The organism is Skermanella pratensis (genome assembly GCF_008843145.1).
Lineage (GTDB): Bacteria > Pseudomonadota > Alphaproteobacteria > Azospirillales > Azospirillaceae > Skermanella > Skermanella pratensis.
In genome coordinates, this window is record NZ_CP030265.1 from 1,942,890 (window position 1) to 1,962,496 (window position 19,607).

Consider the following 19,607-nt stretch of genomic DNA (forward strand, 5'->3'; position numbering starts at 1 on the left):
GCCCGGTTCCGTACCGCAAGCCGCTCACCGAAATCAGCGGAAAGCTGCGTCCGTGGAGCGGATGAGCCGGATCGGTGATCGTGATCAGTTCAGGCTGAGCATTCAGCTGCCGGATAGGGGTATCAAGAAGTGGGATCGTACTTCTACCTGTACGTCATTCTCGACATCTTCAGCCGCCGGGTCGTCGGCTGGTGCGTCGCCGACGCCGAGAGCGCCAGCCTGTTCAAGGTGCTGTTCGATGACACCATCGAAAAGCACGCCATCCCGCCCGGTCAACTGACCCTCCACGCCGACCGCGGCGGCCCCATGAAGGCCAAGGCGACGGCTTTGATGCTGGCCTCGGCCTGATGACGCCCGATCAGGTCCATTACGGCCAGGCCGAAGTTGTCCAGGCCGCCCGCCAGAGCACACTGGACCGCGCCTTCCGCTCAAACCCTGAGCGCTTCGTTCGAAAAGCACCTGAACCGCCTGCCAGACCATCCGCCGTCTGGATCAATCCGCCCTTGAAAGGGCAGAACAACCAAGTCTAATTCACCACTCCGGCTGTCTTATTATCGTTGACACTTTCCGGCATGCCAGCCTCACGACTCATTCGCGGATTGAATGCTCCAAGTGAGACAGGTCACCTTCCAGGATGGACGAAGCACCCATAGGTGCCAACTTTGAACGTCCTCAACCGCTCCGGCCACTCGGGTCGCAAACCTTGCCTGCTTCACAGCCATTCCTGGCACCAAGTCGATCGCGAGCTCATCGATAACGAGCGAATCGATAGGGGCCGCCGCTTCCTTTAGGAACGCGCCGGCGGCCTCCAGGCCTAGGATCGGCTGACGCCCCGGAGGAGCAATCACAACGTCCTCGCTGCACATGGCCACGAGGTCGTCCGTCCGGCCCTCAAGCTCAGCACACATCCACGCCTCGTGCAGATCCAGGATTGCTTTGAAATCCGTGCTCAACTCCCGGCTTCCTCGCTCCTACCCCGGCAACTCTCACACCGCTCTGCGGCGACGCAACGCCCCGACCTGCTACCGACGGGAAAAGCCGCTCAGCCAAAGACGGATAGCAGACGGCGCCGCCCTGGCGCTACGCGCCCCTTTCAGGCCATCCCAGCCTTCGTGGACGCGCTGTTCGACGTTGCCGCCTGAGGATGATCCATACCTGCGGTAGCTTTGTCTCCATCAAAACTATGCAACGGAACCCCTTGTCCTGGATCTCCTCGGCTGCTCCGACACCGGATCGAAAGAGGCCGAAATCAGGGACCTGACAGGCCGCGACATCGAGGATATCGCCCCGGGCTACAACGTGGAGCGACGCACGGACTGCGGTGTTTGGACCGCATCCTGCGAAATACGGGATGTTGTTGTCGAGGCCGGAGATCCTGCAGCCTGTCGTTCGTGTCGCCCCGATATCGAAAGACCAGTTGTACTATCCAAGTGTACAACCCGGCATCTCATGATACCCTCGGACTTTGGCCAGAACCACGCAACCAGAAAGGCACGGCTGATGACGCAAGAACGACTCTGGCAGATTTCCGAAGCTCGGGCCAACCTGTCCAACGTCATGGAGGGGGCTCTTTCCGGCACGCCCCAGGTCATCAAGAAGCGCACGGGCGAAGAAGTTGTTGTTATCGCCCGCGAAGATTACAAGCGCTTGAAGCCGACCCTGAGAGACTACCTGCTCCAAAGCGCAGGTTTGGACAGCGACCAAGTGCTCGACGAAGGCATCCGTCAGGCAAGGTCGACCGGCACCCTGGGTCTCACCGTGCGGGCGCAGGTCGAGGAAAAGTAGCGTGTACCTTCTCGACACAGATGTGATCAGCAACTTCCGGAACAGACCTCATCCCAAACTCGTCGAGTGGATCAAATCCACCGATCCCGACGACATCGCGGTATCCGCGATCACCGTTTTCGAGATACAGGCCGGGATAAACTACGCTCGTGAGTCCGCGCCGGCCAAAGCTGACGAGATAGATCGATGGCTGCACGGCTTCATGCTGGCAGGCGGCATGTCCATCCTGCCGATGGACACCCAGGTGGTCCGGCTTTACGCAGACATGTTCACAACCCCGGGCCTCAAGAATTTCCTATATCCAGACCCGAACAGCAAAAGGCCCAAAAGTGGAGCAGACCTCATCATTGCAGCAACGGCGATAACCCACCATGCAACGATTGTCAGCTTCAATCAGAGTGACTTTGAGTTGATACATGCTTATTTCCCCCTTCCAGGCATGTACAACCCTGCAAAAGCCCATAGTTCATGATCTGATTCAGCGTGTTGCCCGGAAGAGGAAGAGGCAAGGAAGACTCATTCGGTGGAGAAGTTCGGCACCGGCAAGTCGAGGCCGAAGCACGCTACCATGCTCAAATCGAGCACACTGCATGGACGGGTCCTGGCAAGGTCCGTCAACCTGCCTTGCCGAACCCATCCGTCAGCTTGCCTGGCAAGCGGCCCCGAGGAACGCTGCACGGACAGCGGCGAACGAGCCGTGCCGGCTGCTCGGCCGCGTTACCGCTCGCCGTCCATCTCGGCCAGCTTGCGCACGCGGCGGCGGAAATCCTCGTCGGTCGAGAACTCGGCCTGGAGAAAGGAAGTGACCAGATCCTTGGCGAGCCACGCGCCGACGATCTGCGCCCCGATGCACATCACGTTGACGTCGTCGTGCTCGACCGACTGGTGCGCCGAGTGAACGTCGTGGCAGACGGCGGCGCGGATCCCCTTTACCTTGTTGGCGGCGATCGACGCGCCCACGCCCGTGCCGCACACCATCAGCCCCCGATCCGCCTTGCCCTCAATGATCGACGAAGTCACCGTCCTGGCGATGTCGGGGAAGTCAACCGGGTCGGGATCGTAGGAGCCGGCGTCGTGGATCTCGTGGCCGAGCGATTTGATGTGCTCGATAATGGTCGCCTTAAGGGGAAAGCCGGCGTGGTCGGAACCGATGACGATGCGCATGCTGGAAGTTCTCCGGAGTCTATTGGGCGATCAGGCGGGGCAGCCACAGCGTGAAATCCTTCGCGAAGGTGAGGATCGCAAGCGTGGACAGGAGCGGGATGTAGAAGGGCAGCAACGCCCTGAGGAGCTGTCTTATCGAAACCTTGGCGATGTCGGACACGAGGAACAGCGACAGTCCCATCGGCGGCGTCACCAGGCCGAACATCAGGTTGAAGATGGTGACGATGCCGAGCTGCACCGGGTCGACCCCGGCGAGCACGAGCGGCGGCGCGATGATCGGAACCAGCAGCAGGGTCGCCGTCGTCGAGTCGAGGAACATGCCGGCGATGAAGAAGATGAAGTTGGCGATGATGAGCAGTGCCAGCGGGTCCTTGGAGAGCGTCAGCAGCGCGGCGGCGAAGGTCTGGGGCACCTGCTCCACCGCCAGGATCCAGCCGAACAGCGCCGCGGCGGCGACGATGATCAGGATCGCCGACGAGCTGCGGGCCGTCAGCACGGCCGAGTTCCACAGGTGTTCGACGCTGAGCTCGCGGTAGAAGACGGCGCTGATGATGATGACATAGACCGCCGTGATCGCCGCGGCTTCCGTCGGCGTGAAGGCGCCGAAAGTCATGCCGGCGATCATGAGCGCAGGAGCGACGATGGCCGGCAGCGCGGGCAGGAAGTCGCGCATGACCTCCCAGGCCGTCGGCCAGCGGTCGGCACGCGGGTGCTTGTGGCGGACCGCGACGATGAGCACGGTCACCATCAGCATGAGCGTGCAGACCAGCGCCGGCATGATGCCGGCCACCAGCAGCTGCACGATCGACACGCTCGTGACCGACCCGTACACGATCAGGGGGATCGACGGTGGAAAGATCGGCCCGAGCGTCGCCGACGCCGCGGTGACCGCCCCGGCGAAGGAAGCATCGAAGCCGCGCTTCTTCATGGCGTCGATCTCGATGCGTCCGAGGCCGCCGATGTCGGCGAGCGCGGCGCCCGACATGCCGGAGAAGATCAGGCTGCCGAAGACGTTGACTTGCGCCAGCCCGCCCGGGATGCGGCCGACCAGGGTATAGGCGAAGCGGAAGATGCGGTCGGTGATTCCCGACAGGTTCATCAGGTTGCCGACGAAGATGAACAGCGGCACCGCGACCAGCGGGAAGGAATCGAGCGCGTAGGTGATGCGCTGGGCCAGGAGGCCGAGCGGCAGGCCCTCGATCAGCACATAGGCGATCGAGGGCAGCAGGATGGCGTAGACGACCGGGAAGCCCAGCATGAAGAGCGCCAGGAAGGCGACGACGACGGCGAAACCCATGGTAATTCAGACCGCGATGTTGGTGTCGGCCTGCGGCGGCTTGCGCAGGTGGAGGAGATGGACGAGTGCCGCGCCGGCAAAGCCGAACAGCGTCGCCCCGAGGAAGATCCAGAACGGGATGCCGAGCGTCGGCGTCGCGTTGCTGAGGTTTCGCGAGATGTTCGTCGCGGTGACGTAGGCGATGAAGCCGGTGGCGGCGATCGCCAGGATCGAGATGGCGAGGTTCACGATACGGCGGGGAAGCGCGGGCATCATCGCCTTGAACTCGCCCATGACGATGTTCTCGCCGTTCCCGACCACCAGCGGGTACGCGCCGAAGATCAGGCAGATCAAAAGGAAGCGCGTGAACTCCTCGGCCCCGATGAACGGCAGCACGAAGACGCCGCGCATGATCACCTGCGCCGTCGGTACCAGCACGAGCCCGGCCATCACAACGACGACGAACGCCGTGAGAACACGTTCGGCAATGCGCATGTCTGTCTCCTGTCAGCTGGAGCCTCGTCTCCCGGCGAGGCAATCAAGGCCGCGCGGGATGGCCTGGGGAGGGGTCCCGCCGGCCGTGGCCGCTACTTGACGGCCTGGATCTGTTCGATCAGGGGCGTGAAGTTCGGGAAGTCCCGCGCGATCTGGGCGCCGACCTTCTCGCGGAAGGCGGCGATGTCCAGCCCGTCCGCCTCGGTGATGACGGTCATGCCGCGGCCCTCCAGTTCCTTGACGAGCTTGGTTTCGCCCTCCTGGGCCATCTGGAGCGATCGCTTCGCCTCGTCGTCGAGCACCTTGGTGATCGCCGTGCGCTGCTCCTCGGTCAGGTCCTGCCAGACCTCCTCGTTGACGAAAACGGCGAGGACGGCGCGCATGTGGCCGGTCATCGCGATGTGCGACTGCACCTCGTTGAGGTTGTTCGACGCGATCATCGTCAGCGGGTTCTCCTGGCCGACGACCACACCGGTCATCAGGGCGGTCGGCAGCTCGGCCACCTCGACCGGGGTGGGGATCGCGCCGAAGCCCTTCACCATCGATACCCAGAGTTCGAGCGGCACGGCGCGGAACGGCTTGCCGGCAAGGTCGGCCGGGCTCTTGACCGGGAAGTTGGACGAGATCTGGCGGTCGCCCCGGTAGATGCGGCCGATGATGCGCACGCCCTGGGCGACAAGCTTCTCGTTGATCGCCTGGAGCGCCGGCGAGGTTGCCGGGTCGGTCGCCCTCAACGCGTGTTCGCCGTCCCGGTAGATGAAGGGGGCGTTGAACACCGCCACTTCCGGCACGAGGCGCGCGAGCGAGGCGAAGTCGTGATGGCCCATCTGGATGGACCCCATCCTGACCCCGTCGACCATCTCGGCGACGCCGCCGAGCTGGCTCGCCGGATAGACGGTAATTGTGACACCGTCGCCGGTCGCCGCGGCAATGCCCTTCGCGGCTTCGGCCGCGTAGATCGTCTGGATGTCGCCCTCGGCGCCGACATGCGCGTAGCGCAGCTCGGCTGAGACTGCCGCTCCGGTCATGGCGAGCGCGACGACTGCGCTGGTCATGGCACCGATGATCGTCCTGTGCAGCACGTGAAGATCCTCCCCGTTTGTTTATGTTTGTTGGTCAGGCCAGGTGGTCAGCTCTGCGGCCTCTGTGCGAAGACCGAGATCAGGCTGCGCCGGCGGAACTCGTCGCCGATCGCGAAATGGTCGCGCAGCTTGCGATCGGCAGCATCCGCGTCGCGGTCCATGATCGACAGGAACACCTCGCGGTGTGCCTCGACGAGGTACTCGACGATCCCGGGCTCCGAAACCGTCACCGCGCGCCTCTGGACATGGCTTCGGCGCAGCAGTTCGCCGATCGCGCCGTAGAGCGTGGCAAGCGCGTCGCTGTGCCCGGCCTCGACGATGGCCCGATGGAAAGCGAAGTCCGCGGCACCCCCCTCGACGGGATCGTGCAGCGTGTCCATCAGGCGGGTCAGGCTGGAGCCGATGCGATTCAGGTCGGTTTCCGTCGCGCGCTCGCAGGCGAGCCGGATCGCCTGGCACTCGATGGCTATGCGCGCCTGCATGACGTCATCGAGGATGTCGGGCTGCTGGGCGAGGCTGAAGGTGAAGAAGTCGGACAGCACGTTGATATCGGCCTGCCGGACGTAGGCGCCTTTGCCGTGGCGGATATCGAGAAAGCCGAGCATGGCCAGCGAGCGCAGCGCCTCGCGCAGCAGCGGTCGGGAGACGCCCAGCTTGAGCGCAAGCTCGCGCTCGCCCAGCAGGCGTTCGCCGGGCCTCAGCGAGCCGTCGAGCAGCGCGTCGCGGAAGAAGGCGAACACCTGCTCCGCGCCCGAAAGATCGTCGCCTTTGGCAAGAATGGTCGACACAGGCGGCCCTCCTCAAACTGGCCTTACACTGGTCAGACCACTAAACCGTGATCTGCTTCTGATTGTCAAGCGAGGGTTTCACGGACCAATGCTGCATTATGTTTTGCCGCAAAGGGCCTGCCATTCCGGATCGACAGCCTGCACAGCTAAGAATCTGTTCGCAGACGGTATGTGCCGGCTGGTGCCGACCGGGATGCTACTTCGAGGCAAATGAAGGCCGGCGCGCGGAGGGCAGCGGGCCATGTCCGCAGCCGTCTTCAATAGCCATCGGGCCAGCCGCATATGGGCACCGCCGCCAGAACCGCCAAAACCTCTCCGGCCCCGTGGGATGCTTTTGCCGACGTGGACGCCTTCGTGGACGAGGTGCTGGCGGAACTCACGGCCATGGCGGCAGACGGCACCCGGTCGACCCGCTCCGGGTTGTTTCTTCAATGACAACGGCCTCCGGGGCGACCGTTTCCCCGCTCCTCGGAAGCACCAACGCGGCTCCACCGTCCGCTCCACCACGGCCGGCGGTCCCGCCCGTTTTCCGGTCGTCGGTCGGAGGCAGGTCCTTTTTCGACGGCCAACGCATTTTGCATGTGATCCGGTGCGTTGGGGACTGTTTGCAGCACGAGGCGCCACAGTTGGAGCAGGAGTCTCATCAAACATGAGGAGACGGTAAGATGATGATTCGTGAAATGATCGGGGCGCATCCCGATGTAAAGGGAAATATCAACGATGCCCTGATCCAATACATCGAGGAGTGCTATTCCTGTGCCCAGATCTGCACCGCCTGCGCGGACGCCTGTCTGGCAGAGGATATGGTGAAGGGGCTCCGCCAGTGCATTCGGCTGAATCTCGACTGCGCGGATATCTGCGTGGCGACCGGTTCAATCGCGTCGCGCCAGACCGGGTCGAATGAAGAACTGATCCGCCTGACGCTCCAAGCCTGCGCGACCGCCTGCCGCCTGTGCGGCGCGGAATGCGACGGCCATGCGTCGAAACACGAGCATTGCCGGATCTGCGCGGAGTCGTGCCGCCGGTGCGAGCAGGCGTGCCAGGCCGCGCTCCAGAGCATGAAGGCTTGATCGGGCCGCATCCTGGAGGGTCGGCTTCCCGGCGATCCGGCAAGCCGACCCATCGGCGATTCGAAACGAGGAGAAACATGATGACGAACGACAAAGACGGCAAAGACAAGCCGGAATAGCCGGGCTACGCGCAGCGACAAGGCACCCGCGTCAAGACGGAGAACCTTGGCGATGCGCGATCGGACATTGGGGGCTGACCACACGACGCCGGAAAACTATGGCGCCGAGAAAGCGCCCAATCCCGGCCATCCGGTCTGATCGAGGGAATCCTTCCTGATCCAGACTGCCGTTCGCGTCGCAATGAAGGAAGCCGCGGGAGTTCCCGGACCGCGCGACCGACGTGGCCGGCAGCCATGGGAGGATGACGTTCCCGTTCCTGAAGGCCCGTTCCTGAAGGTGAGGAGTCCCGGCACTTGAAGGAATACGCTCCCGCCATGACCGTGATCGCCATAGGGATCGCGGGTTTCCTGCTCTATCGGGCGCTGGGCCGGTACAGTTTTGATGAGGTGGTTTCCTCGGTCGCCATGGTCCCCTGGACCCGCCTTCTGATGGCGGGCGGCTTCGCCGCAGCCAGCTATGCCTGCCTGACCGGGTTCGACGCCCTGGGCGTGCGGTATGCCGGGCGGTCGCTTCCCTACCGGAAGGTGGCGCTCGCCTCCTTCACCGCCTTGTCGATCGGGCACAATCTCGGTTTCGCGGCCCTGAGCAGCGGGGCGGTGCGCTACCGCTTCCATAGCCGCTGGGGATTGGCACCGATCGAGGTCGCGCAGATCATCGTTTTCTGCGGCGCCACCGTTCTCCTGGGCCTCCTGATCCTTGGCGGCACCGCGCTGCTGCTCCATCCGGGCTCGCGGAGCAGACGTCCGGGCTCGCTCGAGGAACCGTGATCGGGTTGGGCGCCGGCTGTCTCCGCCTGGCGGCGGCCTATATCGTGCTCGCGGCACTCATGCGGCGCCCCCTGCGGCTGCGCCGTTGGACCTTCAGGATGCCCGGTCTCCTTCTTCCGGTCGGCCGCGTGCGTAAGGAAACCGGGATGCCCTCTCGGGATTCGGGTGCTTCCGGGGGAACAGTGCCTGATGAGGCGGGTTCCTGCCGGATTCCCCCGCAGGATCCGGAGGGCAATCCGTCCGTCCCGTCGCCCGATGCCGGCCTAGACGCGGAAAAGCGGACCGCGTCAGATGCTTTCCAGCCAGCCGTGGGCGACGCCGTAGCGGACTATGTCCACCCGGGTGCGCAGGTTCAGTTTCTCGGACGCCCGCGCCTTGTAGGTCTCGACGGTCTTGATGCTCACATCGAGCCGGGCCGCGATCTCCTTGTTGCTGAAGCCCTGCGCCGTCAGCCTGAGGACCTCCGTCTCGCGCTGGCTGAGATGTTCCTTTTCCGATGACGCCGAACCGTTGTGCGCCGTCTCCGGAAGCGCCTTGTCCGCTATTTCCGGATCGAGGAAAACGCCTCCGGCCGCGACGGCGCGGATGGCCCGGACGAGATCCTCGGCCGCGGACCGCTTCAGGATATATCCCCTGACGCCGGCTTGCAGCAGCAGTTGGACGTAACCCCGGTCCTCGTGGACCGTCAGTGCCAGCAGCTTGACTTTGGGGCAGGTCTCCGCGACATGGCGGGCGATGTCCAGCCCGCTGAGATCGGGGAGGGAAATGTCGATGACCGCGATATCCGGAGCGGCCTGCCGGATCAACTCGATGGCGGCCCTGCCCGTGGCGGCGTCGCCGACGAGCGTGATCTCGGGCGCCGCCTGAAGCAGCGCCTTGATGCCGGCCAGGACCACGGGATGATCGTCCACCACTGCAACGCGGATGTCTGTCATGAGTCCGACCTCTGCTGCTTCTGTAGAACCGGGACCTGTACGTAGAGCGACGTCCCCGCGCCGGGCGAGGACTCGATCATCACCGATCCGCCGATCAGGAGCAGGCGCTCGCGGATGCCGGACAGGCCCAGCTGGGGGATCCCGTTCGCGCCTGCGGCGGCATTGTCCCCCAGGATGCCTGCCGTATCGAAACCCCGGCCGTTGTCCTCGATGATGATGCGGAGATGATTGGTCTTGCGCTCGAGCAATATGCTGACGAAGGAAGCGGACGCGTGCTTCAGCACGTTGGTCAGCGCCTCCTGCACGACGCGGTAGACGACGGTTTCCGTTTCCGCCGGGAGACGACCGTCGCTTCCGATCAACTGGATATCGACGGGAACTGCGTACCGCTCGCTCCAGTCCGCCGCATAGGTCCGCAGGGCCTTTTCCAGCCCCAGGTCGTCGAGTGCCGTCGGGCGAAGGTTGGCTGCGACACGATGCAGGTCGCGGCCGATTTCGGCGGTCAGGTTGCGCAGCCAATGAACCCGTTCGATCAGCGGCTTTGCCCCCGGAGCCTGTTCAAGCCCCTGTTCGAGCCCTTTCAGCCCGAACGCCAAGCCGGTGACGGTCTGGCCGACCTGGTCGTGCAGCTCGCGCGCGATGTGTCTCCGCTCGTCCTCCTGGGCCTGCGCCAGTTGCCGAAGCAGCGCGTTGTGGCGGGCATCGGCCTGCTTGCGATGGTCTATGTCGGCGATGACGCCCTGAAGAAGGTCAGGTCCGTCCTCCTCGATACGCTGGCATCTCCCGATGAGGCGAACCCAATGCACGCTTTCGTCCCGGCGAACCGTCCTGAACTCGATTTCGATCGGTCGGTCTCCCTGCAGGCACTGCTGGATCGCCTCGTCCACCCGGAGCCGGTCGTCCGGATGCACGGCATCCTGCATGTGCCGGCGCTGCCAGGCACTGATCTCACCGGATGGGGACAGCCTTGGAAGGCCGAGCAGCTCGGCCGCCCGGGCGCAGACCTCCAGCCTGTCGTTCTCGGCGTTCCAGCGCCATGTTCCCAGGGCCGCGGCCTCGAGCGCCATGGCGCGATGCTCCTCGCTTGCCTGCAGCATCAGGGTGGCCCTGGTCCGCTCGAAATGCCGCCGCTGCGCCATGTCGCGCGCCACCACGATGGAGAGGACCCCGGCCAGCACCAGGCTGAGGATGCCGCCGCCGGCCAGGAGGTATTGCGACTTCTCCACCGGTGCGTCGAGCAGTTCGCTGGATATGCCGAAATGCACCGACCAGCCGTCGGTATGGGGCAGCAGCTGATATGCCACCTCCACGTCGACCCCCTCCAGAGTCTTGCCGCGGTAGAAACCTCCCGGCGCGCGGGTGACGGCCTCCCGCGACGTCTCGCTCGCGGGACTGCCTATCGTGAAGCCCTCGTCGAGGGTGCGGGCCACGAGGTTGCCGCGCGCGTCGACCACGCCGCCGATCCAGCCCGCCGGTACGCCGGCGTCCCGCAGGATCGCGCTGATTGACTTGGGTTCGAACGCCACGGAGAGGACGAACCGGAGTTGGTTGTCCCGGATGACGGGAACGCGCAAAGCAACCAGTTGCAGGCCGGAAACCGGACCGATCGGGCCGATTCCGCTGACGGCAGGCTGCCGGGTCTGGACGACCTTGTCGAAGCTGGAACGCTCGGCGGAAGGTCCCAGGTCGCGCCCCAGGGGACGCAGCAGGTTGAGCACCTGGGCGCCTGAAGGATCGGCAAGTTCGACGGTGTGCCAGAGCGGATTGTCGGCTTCCAGGCGGCTTGCCTCGGTATAGAAGTTCCGAAGATCGTCGCCGTCGAGCGCGGTGGAGGCGGCCAGCCCCTGCAGTTTCCCCAGATGGTTCTGCAGTTCGGACGAAACCCGTTCGGTGACGTCCTCGACCCTTTCCAGTATGTCCCGGCGGCTGTCGGACCGCTTCTTTTCCGCGGAGAGATGGGACGCCCAGAGGCCGAACAGGAGGATGGGTATCGCGGCGGTCAGGACCAGCAGCAACAGCGGCTGGCTGGCGTTGTCGATGCCGATTCCGAAACCGGTCGGAAAACGCTTGGAAACGCTTGCCAGCATCGAGCGCCACCTCTTTGCGAGGTGCCCGGGTGGGATGTCGTCCGCGACGGTTCCGGGGGGCCGCCAGGTCATGGCAGATCCCTCGGCGACGGCCGCCGGGTGCTGCCACGGGGGATGTGCTCCACCTCGATCGACCTTGACATGTTCAATCCGCACGGTTTTCCGCAGATCGTCCATGATGGCATAACCGACATCCCTATGCTGAAAGGAGATACCCTCACGTCCGTCAGGATTTTCCTGACAGGCCCGCCGTCCGGCACGATCCTGCGCATGCCGCGTTCTAGAAACAGCAATGGCGTGCGATGCCGTCGGGGAACAAATGGAACAGACGGATCGGACCGATGTCCGGGGGCTTGCTCGTGCGTTCGGGGGCGCGATCGTCTTCGCCTTTCCGTTATTGATGACGATGGAGATGTGGTGGCTGGGCTTCTATCTCGATCGGCTGCGCCTGGCACTCTTCCTGGTGGTCAATTTCCCTGTGCTGATCGGTCTTTCCTACTATTCCGGCATCAAGGACACCTTCGACTGGCGCGACGATGTCGTGGACGCGCTCACGGCCTACATGGTCGGATTCGTTTCCTCGGCCGTCATGCTGGTCATGATGGGTATCATCATGCCCGACCAGCACTGGCAGGAGATCCTCGGCAAGATTTCCCTCCAGGCGGTCCCGGCCAGCATTGGTGCCATCCTGGCGCGCCAGCAACTCGGCGGCGACGAAAGATACGGGGACGAGACGGAGCAGCGCAAGGAAGACGCCTCCTACAGGGGGAGCTGTTCCTGATGATGGCGGGCGCGCTCTTCATGGCGTTCAACGTCGCTCCCACCGAGGAAATGATCCTGATCGCCTACAAAATGACGGAGTGGCACGCGCTGGCGCTGGCGTTTACCTCCGTCCTGCTCCTGCATGTCTTCGTCTATACGGTCGGATTCGGCGGGCAGGAGCGCCGGGAGGGCGCGTTCCTCGACGTCTTTCTGCGGTTTACCATCACGGGATACGCGATCGCCCTGCTGGTCAGCCTCTATGTGCTCTGGACCTTCGGGCGGACCGACGCCGTCGGCATCTTCGAGACCGCCAAGATGATGGTGGTGATCGGCTTCCCCGGCGCGCTTGGCGCGGCACTCGCCCGGCTCATACTGTAGGAGGAATCATGCGGAACGAGCCAGTATCCCGGGGGAACACCGATCGCCGGCATGGACGGGGTCGGCAACCGGTGCCGCCGCTGCAATGGGCGACGGCGCTGCTGGGCCTCGTCATGACGGTCGGTTCGATCGGCCTCATCCTCTACGATGCCTTCGATCAGGATACGCCGCCGAAGCTGCAAGCCCATGCGGAGCGGCATTCGAGGATCCATGGCCGCCATCTGGTGGAGTTCGTGGTCACCAACGACGGCGGCGCCACCGCCGCCAGGGTCACAGTGGAAGGCACTCTCGGCAGGGCAGGGACGACGTTGGAAACCGCTTCGGTCACCTTCGATTATGTTCCGGCGCATTCCCAGACGCGGGGCGGAATGCTGTTCGACCACGACCCCGGCACTAACGACGTGACCCTTGAAGCGAAGTCGTACACGGAGCCGTAACCGCGGGATGTTCCGGCGTCAGGGGTCCCCGGCCGTCGCGTCGTCCTGCGCGGACGGTATATCCAGGTTTTCCGACACGTGGTCCAGGGCCGTCCGGCATGCCCGGTTCCGTGCGAGTTCCGCCCCCAGCGAGGCGCCCAGGTCTATGGTCGGATCGGACAGCGTCCCGCCCAGCTCGATCGGGACGGCAATGCTGAAGAATTGGCGTTCCCTGGGATGGGGCGTGAAGCGCAGGTCGAGGGTCTCCTCGGCCAGATCGATCCGTCCCTTGCCCCTGATGGCGACCTCCTGCGTGGCGAAGATGAGGGTTTCCGGATTCACGATGCCGTCCGTCACGTTGAACGATCCGATCATGCAATCCACCGGTGTCGAATCGTCGGACGAGAACAACAGGTCGAGCACCTGGGTGAACGACAGGGCGAGGGCATTGACCAGCTTTGTATTGATCCGGCCGTCAGTTATGTAAAACCGTACCTGTCCATCAAGCCCGGCGGCGAGCGCGTCCGGCGAATTGCCGGCGCTGTCGAGCGTCATCGATCCCGAGACGAGGCCCTGGACCTTCTGCGTTACGCCGAGCGACGTCAGCAGGGCATCGCTGCTGATCCGCTCCACCGACACCTGCCCGTGAAGCGCCGGCGGCCGCGCGTTTGCGTCCAGGGTGGCCGTCGTGCGGGTCCGCCCCTCGGCGAAGTCGACGGCCAGCGGCTGGACCTTCAGCACCCCCTTGTCCAGCGTCGCCTCCATGTTCATGCCGGAGAGCGGCAGGTCGGTGCCGTTGAACTCCGCCACCTGGACGGAGAGACGGGCATCCACCGACTTCAGGCGGTCGAAGGGCAGGGATGTGGCGGGAATGAGCCCCCCATCACCGGAGCGGTCGCCCGCGGACTCGCCGCCGGAACCGTCGGGCGAGGACGGCGCCAGCCCGCGAAGTTCGTCCAGGGCGAGACGGTCGACGGAGAGGTCGGCGCGAACCATCGGCCGGTCGCCGGACAGGTCGAGGCTGCCCGAACCCGTGGCCCGGCTCGCGCCGACCACCGCCAGGAGATCGGCGACCCTCGCCGTGCTCCCCTCGTGATGGACATTCGCCTCCAGCCGGTGGTCGAGGCCCGGCGTGCCGGCCTGGACGCCCATCATCTCCAGGATCGGAGCCAAGCTGGCGCCATGTGCGCGCACCTGCAGGTCCGACGCGGGCGGGTTGTCCAGGGTGGCGGTGCCGGTCACCGACAGATCGGTTTCGGCGACGGTTCCCTCGATCCTGATCGGCACCGCGCCGTCAGAGGGCTGGTCATCCTTCCCGATGTGTATGCCGAGATCGAGCGGGACGTCGCGAACGCGGCCGTCCATCGCCAAGTCGGCCGCCACCGCCAGGGTTGACAGGATACGGTCGATCGTGCTCCCGCTGGCACGGAGATCCAGGCTGCCTCCGACCGTTCCCCGGGCCGGCACCGCGGTCCCGACCAGATCGAGAAGCGCATCCAGCGCCAGATCATCGAGTTCCGCGTGGGCGCTGTGCGATGCCGGCTGTGCCGCCGCATTGACCACGAGGCGTCCGGTCGCCGATCCGCCGGCTCCCGAAAGCTGGAGGGGATCCACGGTCAAGGTGCCCTCCGTCACGCGGGCCTCGGCGGTCAGGGACGAGACCGGCAGTTCGGACGATCGGATCGGGTCGGCGACCAGTCGGATGTCGCCGTCGAAACGGGTCAGCATGTCCAGCGGCAGCCCGGCGCCGCCATCCGGGTCCTGCCCGTCCGACGCATTCCCGGTATCCAGTCCGGCGGCGATCTCCCGTAGCTGGTCCAGGGCCAGGGGCGTGGCCCACAGGTTGGCCGAAACGGAGGGGCGCTGGCCGGACAGGTCCAGATCGGCGGTTCCCTGGACGGTGGTATCGCCCAGATCCATCGTCAGTTTTCCGACCTGCCACCGAGGGTGGGTTCCGCTCACCTCCGCTTCGACGCGCCAACCCGGCAGGGGCGCCATCCGCATGTTCAGGTACTGGAGGATGGTTCCGGCATCCGGGCCGGAACCGGTCAGCCGCAGATCCAGCCTAAGGGTACCCAAGGGATCGACCAACTGCCCTTCGGCCGTGAGCTTGGACCCCGCCGCCGCGAGGTCGATCCGCACGGGCGCCCCGTGGCCGGCGGCGGCACCTTCCGCGCGCAAGTCGTTCAGCGACATCGCGGAGCCGCTGACCTGGAGCGGCGGTGCATCCGGCGTTGGCGGATCGCTCGCTTCCGCGGTGGCCTGGATGGCGATCGGGCTGGCCGCGTCCTTCGCCTCGATCCTCAGCTGCGACAGCCGCCCGGAAGGGATGGTCCCGGAACCCGCGTCACGGTAGGTGACGGTTCCGTCGACGACGAGCACCTGATTGAGACCATAGAGATCGAGACCCGGTTCGAATGTCTTCCCACCGGAACCGAGGAGACCCTGCCAGGTGGTCCTGCCGGACGCGTCGCGTTCCAGGAACGCCTCGGGCTGCTCGACATCCAACAGCGGAATGGCCGGATCCAGTGCCAGCAGGCTTGCCGGATCCAGTCCGATGCGCAGCGTCGCGATATCGAGCAGGTCGGGATGGCGGGCCCAGTCGGGATTGTTCACCGAGATCCCGTATGCGGTCACGACCGTTGGGCGCCCCCAGTCGATGGTGACCGGCCCGCCGACGACGACTTCCCGGCCGGCAACCTTGGTTGCGGCCCATCCCGCGACGCCGGCAAGCCTCTCACCTTCCAGAAAGGTGATGGCGCTGCCGGCCATCACGACCAGCCCTGCGCATAGAGCGGCCAAGCCGAGGATCACGGCGGTTATCGTCCCGAGCATGCGGGCCATGTTCAGTCTCCCGTCACATCCTGGGAGGAGTAGGTATCTGACGACGGTGCCACCCGGAATGGACCCGGATGGCACGCGACTTCAAGGTTACTGCTTCTGCCCACCGGACTGCTGGGGCGAGGAGTTGCCGCTGCTCGCCTCCGACGAGCCGGTCGTGGCGGACGGATCGATCATCATGGTGATCTGATCGCCGTTCTGCGTCGTGCCGCGGGCGAGATAGGTCGCATCCAGGATCTGGACGTTCTGGAAGCCGGCCTTGGTCAGCGCCGTGCGGACCTGCTGCTGGCTCGCCAGCGGCGCCTGCTGGCCGCCGCCCGCCTGCGCGGATGCACCCTGTTGGTTACCCGGCTGCTGATTGCCCGACTGCTGCTGGCCGGAAGAACCGCCTTGGCTGCCGCCGCCGGAACCGGATGCTCCCATGGCCGCCGCCGGATCGACCACGAAGGTGACCTGCTCACCCTGCTTGGTGACGGCGCTGACGAGGTAGGAGGCATTGAGCACCTGGACGTCCTGGATGCCTGCCTGCTTCAGGCTGTTCTCGACCTCCTTGTAGCTCCTGGTCATGTCCTGCTGGCCGCCGCTCTTCTGGCTCTGGGCGAGGGCGACCGGCGAGACCGAAAGGGCCATTGCCACGACGGGAATTATGAGTGTACGCATGGGTTCTTTCCCTCCATCTGATTTATGTGATGACGAGCGTTCATTCTGGCCGCTCTTCCGCCTGATGCTGCGACGCCGTCGCCGCGATGCGCTTCTGTATACGGGACCGGTGCCCTTTCCCGCGGTGACGGCGGCCCAGCCATCAGGTCTGTCGGGGTAACAAGGCGGAGTGAGAATCACGGTGTCGGAAAATTCCTGACAGGCGTAAGGGGATTGCGATGGACGCGGAATGGTGCAAGCCCTGCAATCCGGCAGGCCTCTCACCGGGGCGGCGTTACGGGAGAGGGGGGACCGCCCCCTCGGCTGCCGCCTCTCTTGACCACGACCTCCGAATCCCGCATTCGGGCGAGCAGAAATTCCTGGCGGGGTGGCGGCGCGCCCGACGGGGACCCGGGGGGTGCGGAGTTCCAGTGCGCGTGCCGGCTTTGGACTCCGCACCAGGGCATCGCCGAGTGGAGCACGGTCCATGAATTTCGGTGTTTTCCAAGGGACGGTGCGGCAGGCCCGGCGGACGGCAGGGCGCCGCCGGTCGGCATCGCAGGCGGTTCCGCGGGGTCGGCTCCTGTCTCCAAGGGGGCGATCCCGTCGGCAGGCTGGCACGGGAGCTTCGCAGGCGCTCCGGCCCCGTCGGGCGGCGCGATCATCCTGTCCTTGCCCGTTTCCACGATCCGTTTAGGCTCGACGCCGAAGGAGGCCGATGCCTCGGCGTCCTGCTCTTCCCGGTCCGGGCGCTCCGAGGTCTGGTGAACGGGAGCCTGGTGCCGCATCGTTCCAGGGCGATCATTCACGGTCGCGGTCCTGAGATGCGCGGGGCGTATGCGGCCGGTGACCTGTTCACGCAGCTGGCTGCGCGCCCGGGACAGGCGCGAGCGGATCGTGCCGACGGACACGCCCAGCTCCGCGGCGGCATCCTCGTAGGAAATGCCCTCGACACCGCATTTCTCGATCAGCTGCCGCTGATCGGGCTTCAGATCCTGGATCGCCATCGCGGCATCCTGCAGTGCGACGCTATGGACCTGGGGAGCGTCTATGGAAACCTCGGCGATTTCCGGCTCCAGTTCCACTTCCACGATGCGCCGGCCACGCTGGTACCGGTTTATGAAAAGGTTGCGCAGGATCGTCATCAGCCAGGCCGGAAGATTGGTCCCGGGTTCGAACTGGTGTGCCCGGGCCAGGGCACGGAGGAGACAGTCCTGCACCAGGTCGTCGGCATCCGGTGGGTTTCGGGCCAGCTTCATGGCATAGCGTTTCAGCATGGGAATATGCGGAACGACATCCACGGTCAGAACTTGATCCATGTTTTGGACTCCCGGTTGCTCCAGCTTTGCGGTGGACCTGCGAAAAGACCCGGTCTCTATTTTCGATTCCAGTTTGATTCAGTATTCTGGTTGCATTTTTCTTGGATAAAACTGAACACACCGCATGATTATCCCGGAATTGGAAAGGTTTTTACTTCTGCCCTGGGTCGATTTTGTATTGGTGTAATTGGATACCGTCATCGATATTTGGATTTTTTTAGGTTTGTCACCGATGACATCCTATATTGAATTCCTTGGGCCTGATTGACAGTCGGGCATTTCGGCACGCCTGTCGGGAAAACCCTGACGAAGGCGTGGGGATCTTCCCTCTCTGGGAGGAGCACGGCACCGCCGCGCGACCGTCCCATCCCAAAGCCTTCGGGGACCATTCCCCTGGGTTTGTGAGGAGCCCACCCGGCGACGGCTGGGTTCATGGCCGCGAAATCATGAGACCAGGGGGCGCCTGCGTTGTTTGAAGCATATGGCGGCACCCTTTAGGTTTTTGATCCTGCGGGTTGCCTTGCCTCCTACCCCGCACAAGGAGACCAGTCATGAAAGCAGTAACCTGCTTTGCCGCTGCAGCCATCGCTCTCGGCCCGTTTACCGCCGTGGCCGCGCAATCCACTGGCAACGCGCCCGATCAGAACCCGAACATGTCGGGTGATCTTCCGCAGGACAGCCTCGCCAAGGAACGTCGCGGCGCCCTGGGCGAGAACCCGGAACCGGTGACGCAGAAGGGTGCGCGCGGGGACCAGCCCGGCAGCGAGACTTCGACCACCGCCGATCTTCCGGACGGAAGCCTGGCCGGGAAGAGGAGGGAAGCGATCGGAACGCCCCCGGAACCGGTCGTTCAGGGTGGCGCGAAAGACGCCGCAAAGAACAAGTAGGCTCCGCTGCCGCGGTGCCATAAACGAAACCCTTCGGCCCGGTGCGCTTCTTCGGTTCGGCCAGGTGTTGTTTCTCGACCATCGTACGGTCCGCCGGCGGATGCCGTTCTTTCCCGCCCGCCCGCCCGGGCGGACCGATCCGCCTTCAACCGGACGACCTGAACAACGAAGGGTCCGCACGGCCCCGGGACGCGTGGAAGCCGGCCGGTCCGGTCCGGCGGAGCTCTGGCCCCTGGCCGCCGGGCTGCTGCTGCTCGCCCTCTTCTGGTTCCGGCCGCTTCCCGACCGGGCGCGGGGCTCCTTCGCGGCGCACATGGTGATGCACATGGTGATGCACATGGGCGTCCTCGCAGTCGCGGCGCCGCTCCTGGCCGTTGGCATTGCGTGCACGGTTCCGCGCCTTGTCTCCTCGTTTCCGCTTGCGCTGGCGATCATGGCCCCGGCGGTGGAGTTCGTCGCGGTCTGGACGTGGCGCGCCCCGGCGCTGCACGATGCGGCCCGGGTGGAACCCACGTTCCTCGTCCTGGAACAGGTGTCCTTCCTCGCCGCCGTGGAGAGGATCGCCTTGCAAGATCTCGTCCTGCACCAGTTGCCACGGCGCCGAGGGACGCCGGAAGAACGACCATTATCCCTATCTCGCCGGCCAGCCCGAATGGTACCTGAAGACGCATCTGCATCTCTGGAAGGACAAAGGAGCGGGGCGGCACGCGCTTTAAGCACCTGATGACCGAAGTGGCGGAAGGCCTGACGGACGGGCAGATCGACGCCGTCGCCACCTGATATGCGGAGCAGCCGC

Annotated in this window: 18 protein-coding genes and 3 pseudogenes; 10 read left to right on the plus strand and 11 right to left on the minus strand. The window is 64.9% G+C overall.

Going from position 1 to position 19,607, the window contains the following annotated elements:
• Positions 1 to 138: 138 nt before the first annotated feature.
• Positions 139 to 330, plus strand: a pseudogene (locus DPR14_RS29035) (DDE-type integrase/transposase/recombinase); the annotation flags it as partial.
• A gap of 2 nt (positions 331 to 332) precedes the next feature.
• Positions 333 to 530, plus strand: a pseudogene (locus DPR14_RS29040) (IS3 family transposase); the annotation flags it as partial.
• A 51-nt stretch (positions 531 to 581) separates the two neighbouring features.
• Here DPR14_RS29040 and DPR14_RS08780 read toward each other — a convergent pair.
• A complete protein-coding gene (locus DPR14_RS08780) occupies positions 582 to 953 on the minus strand; it encodes a Cif family virulence factor (RefSeq protein WP_158044803.1) in 372 nt (123 codons plus the stop codon).
• Between the two features lie 547 nt (positions 954 to 1,500).
• Between DPR14_RS08780 and DPR14_RS08785 the strand changes: the two genes are divergently transcribed.
• Together DPR14_RS08785 and DPR14_RS08790 are read left to right on the plus strand one after the other, a co-directional pair.
• Entirely contained in the window at positions 1,501 to 1,785 is a 285-nt protein-coding gene (locus tag DPR14_RS08785) for a type II toxin-antitoxin system prevent-host-death family antitoxin (RefSeq protein ID WP_192499358.1), read from the plus strand.
• A 1-nt stretch (position 1,786) separates the two neighbouring features.
• Positions 1,787 to 2,257, plus strand: coding sequence for a PIN domain-containing protein (locus DPR14_RS08790; protein ID WP_158044805.1), 471 nt, complete (start codon positions 1,787 to 1,789; stop codon positions 2,255 to 2,257).
• Between the two features lie 245 nt (positions 2,258 to 2,502).
• On the opposite strand, the gene rpiB is transcribed toward DPR14_RS08790, so the two are convergent.
• The 5 genes from rpiB to DPR14_RS08815 all read right to left on the minus strand — a co-directional run bounded on the left by rpiB (position 2,503) and on the right by DPR14_RS08815 (position 6,590).
• Positions 2,503 to 2,949 (minus strand): ribose 5-phosphate isomerase B, encoded by a 447-nt coding sequence (gene rpiB / locus DPR14_RS08795; RefSeq protein ID WP_158044806.1) that lies wholly within the window; start codon positions 2,947 to 2,949, stop codon positions 2,503 to 2,505.
• Between the two features lie 19 nt (positions 2,950 to 2,968).
• Positions 2,969 to 4,246 carry a TRAP transporter large permease gene (locus DPR14_RS08800; protein ID WP_158044807.1) on the minus strand — a complete coding sequence of 426 codons (1,278 nt, stop codon included), beginning with the start codon at positions 4,244 to 4,246 and terminating at the stop codon, positions 2,969 to 2,971.
• A 6-nt stretch (positions 4,247 to 4,252) separates the two neighbouring features.
• Positions 4,253 to 4,720 (minus strand): TRAP transporter small permease, encoded by a 468-nt coding sequence (locus DPR14_RS08805; protein ID WP_158044808.1) that lies wholly within the window; start codon positions 4,718 to 4,720, stop codon positions 4,253 to 4,255.
• 92 nt (positions 4,721 to 4,812) lie between these two features.
• Positions 4,813 to 5,802: a TRAP transporter substrate-binding protein gene (locus DPR14_RS08810; protein ID WP_246149056.1), complete on the minus strand. Its 990-nt coding sequence runs from the start codon at positions 5,800 to 5,802 to the stop codon at positions 4,813 to 4,815.
• 47 nt (positions 5,803 to 5,849) lie between these two features.
• Positions 5,850 to 6,590, minus strand: a complete 741-nt coding sequence (locus tag DPR14_RS08815; protein ID WP_158044810.1) for a FadR/GntR family transcriptional regulator — start codon at positions 6,588 to 6,590, stop codon at positions 5,850 to 5,852.
• A 665-nt stretch (positions 6,591 to 7,255) separates the two neighbouring features.
• Here DPR14_RS08815 and DPR14_RS08820 point away from each other — a divergent pair.
• Positions 7,256 to 7,660 (plus strand): four-helix bundle copper-binding protein, encoded by a 405-nt coding sequence (locus DPR14_RS08820; protein ID WP_158044811.1) that lies wholly within the window; start codon positions 7,256 to 7,258, stop codon positions 7,658 to 7,660.
• A 413-nt stretch (positions 7,661 to 8,073) separates the two neighbouring features.
• Complete coding sequence (locus DPR14_RS08825) at positions 8,074 to 8,547, plus strand: lysylphosphatidylglycerol synthase transmembrane domain-containing protein (protein ID WP_158044812.1); 474 nt, start codon at positions 8,074 to 8,076, stop codon at positions 8,545 to 8,547.
• A gap of 287 nt (positions 8,548 to 8,834) precedes the next feature.
• Here DPR14_RS08825 and DPR14_RS08830 read toward each other — a convergent pair whose 3' ends face one another.
• Both DPR14_RS08830 and DPR14_RS08835 read right to left on the minus strand, forming a co-directional pair.
• On the minus strand, positions 8,835 to 9,482 hold the full coding sequence (locus tag DPR14_RS08830) for a response regulator (protein WP_158044813.1): 648 nt from the start codon (positions 9,480 to 9,482) through the stop codon (positions 8,835 to 8,837).
• Positions 9,479 to 11,569, minus strand: coding sequence for a sensor histidine kinase (locus DPR14_RS08835; RefSeq protein ID WP_158044814.1), 2,091 nt, complete (start codon positions 11,567 to 11,569; stop codon positions 9,479 to 9,481). The genes DPR14_RS08830 and DPR14_RS08835 overlap by 4 nt, the downstream gene beginning before the upstream one ends.
• 412 nt (positions 11,570 to 11,981) lie before the next feature.
• Here DPR14_RS08835 and DPR14_RS29045 point away from each other — a divergent pair.
• Positions 11,982 to 12,709 (plus strand): annotated as a pseudogene (locus DPR14_RS29045) (TIGR02587 family membrane protein).
• A 71-nt stretch (positions 12,710 to 12,780) separates the two neighbouring features.
• A complete protein-coding gene (locus tag DPR14_RS08845; RefSeq protein ID WP_158044815.1) occupies positions 12,781 to 13,146 on the plus strand; it encodes a hypothetical protein in 366 nt (121 codons plus the stop codon).
• An 18-nt stretch (positions 13,147 to 13,164) separates the two neighbouring features.
• Here DPR14_RS08845 and DPR14_RS08850 read toward each other — a convergent pair whose 3' ends face one another.
• The 3 genes from DPR14_RS08850 to DPR14_RS08860 form a co-directional block, all read right to left on the minus strand.
• Positions 13,165 to 15,969: an AsmA family protein gene (locus DPR14_RS08850; protein ID WP_158044816.1), complete on the minus strand. Its 2,805-nt coding sequence runs from the start codon at positions 15,967 to 15,969 to the stop codon at positions 13,165 to 13,167.
• An 87-nt stretch (positions 15,970 to 16,056) separates the two neighbouring features.
• Positions 16,057 to 16,626 (minus strand): PepSY domain-containing protein, encoded by a 570-nt coding sequence (locus DPR14_RS27275; protein WP_192499359.1) that lies wholly within the window; start codon positions 16,624 to 16,626, stop codon positions 16,057 to 16,059.
• A gap of 260 nt (positions 16,627 to 16,886) precedes the next feature.
• The gene (locus DPR14_RS08860; RefSeq protein WP_158044818.1) at positions 16,887 to 17,924 is read right to left on the minus strand and encodes a sigma-70 family RNA polymerase sigma factor; all 1,038 of its coding nucleotides are present in this window, start codon (positions 17,922 to 17,924) and stop codon (positions 16,887 to 16,889) included.
• Positions 17,925 to 18,475: 551 nt separating this feature from the next.
• Between DPR14_RS08860 and DPR14_RS08865 the strand changes: the two genes are divergently transcribed.
• A complete protein-coding gene (locus DPR14_RS08865) occupies positions 18,476 to 18,811 on the plus strand; it encodes a hypothetical protein (protein ID WP_158044819.1) in 336 nt (111 codons plus the stop codon).
• Between the two features lie 193 nt (positions 18,812 to 19,004).
• Entirely contained in the window at positions 19,005 to 19,535 is a 531-nt protein-coding gene (locus tag DPR14_RS28105; RefSeq protein ID WP_246149058.1) for a hypothetical protein, read from the plus strand.
• The last annotated feature ends 72 nt before the right edge of the window (positions 19,536 to 19,607 follow it).

Coding starts and splice junctions, on each gene's coding strand:
- DPR14_RS08785 (WP_192499358.1), top strand. CDS start 1,501: ATGACGCAAGAACGACTCTGGCAGATTTCCGAAGCTCGGGCCAACCTG.
- rpiB (WP_158044806.1), bottom strand. CDS start 2,949: ATGCGCATCGTCATCGGTTCCGACCACGCCGGCTTTCCCCTTAAGGCG.
- DPR14_RS08800 (WP_158044807.1), bottom strand. CDS start 4,246: ATGGGTTTCGCCGTCGTCGTCGCCTTCCTGGCGCTCTTCATGCTGGGC.
- DPR14_RS08805 (WP_158044808.1), bottom strand. CDS start 4,720: ATGCGCATTGCCGAACGTGTTCTCACGGCGTTCGTCGTCGTTGTGATG.
- DPR14_RS08820 (WP_158044811.1), top strand. CDS start 7,256: ATGATGATTCGTGAAATGATCGGGGCGCATCCCGATGTAAAGGGAAAT.
- DPR14_RS08830 (WP_158044813.1), bottom strand. CDS start 9,482: ATGACAGACATCCGCGTTGCAGTGGTGGACGATCATCCCGTGGTCCTG.
- DPR14_RS08835 (WP_158044814.1), bottom strand. CDS start 11,569: ATGCTGGCAAGCGTTTCCAAGCGTTTTCCGACCGGTTTCGGAATCGGC.
- DPR14_RS08850 (WP_158044816.1), bottom strand. CDS start 15,969: ATGGCCCGCATGCTCGGGACGATAACCGCCGTGATCCTCGGCTTGGCC.
- DPR14_RS27275 (WP_192499359.1), bottom strand. CDS start 16,626: ATGCGTACACTCATAATTCCCGTCGTGGCAATGGCCCTTTCGGTCTCG.
- DPR14_RS08860 (WP_158044818.1), bottom strand. CDS start 17,924: ATGGATCAAGTTCTGACCGTGGATGTCGTTCCGCATATTCCCATGCTG.
- DPR14_RS08865 (WP_158044819.1), top strand. CDS start 18,476: ATGAAAGCAGTAACCTGCTTTGCCGCTGCAGCCATCGCTCTCGGCCCG.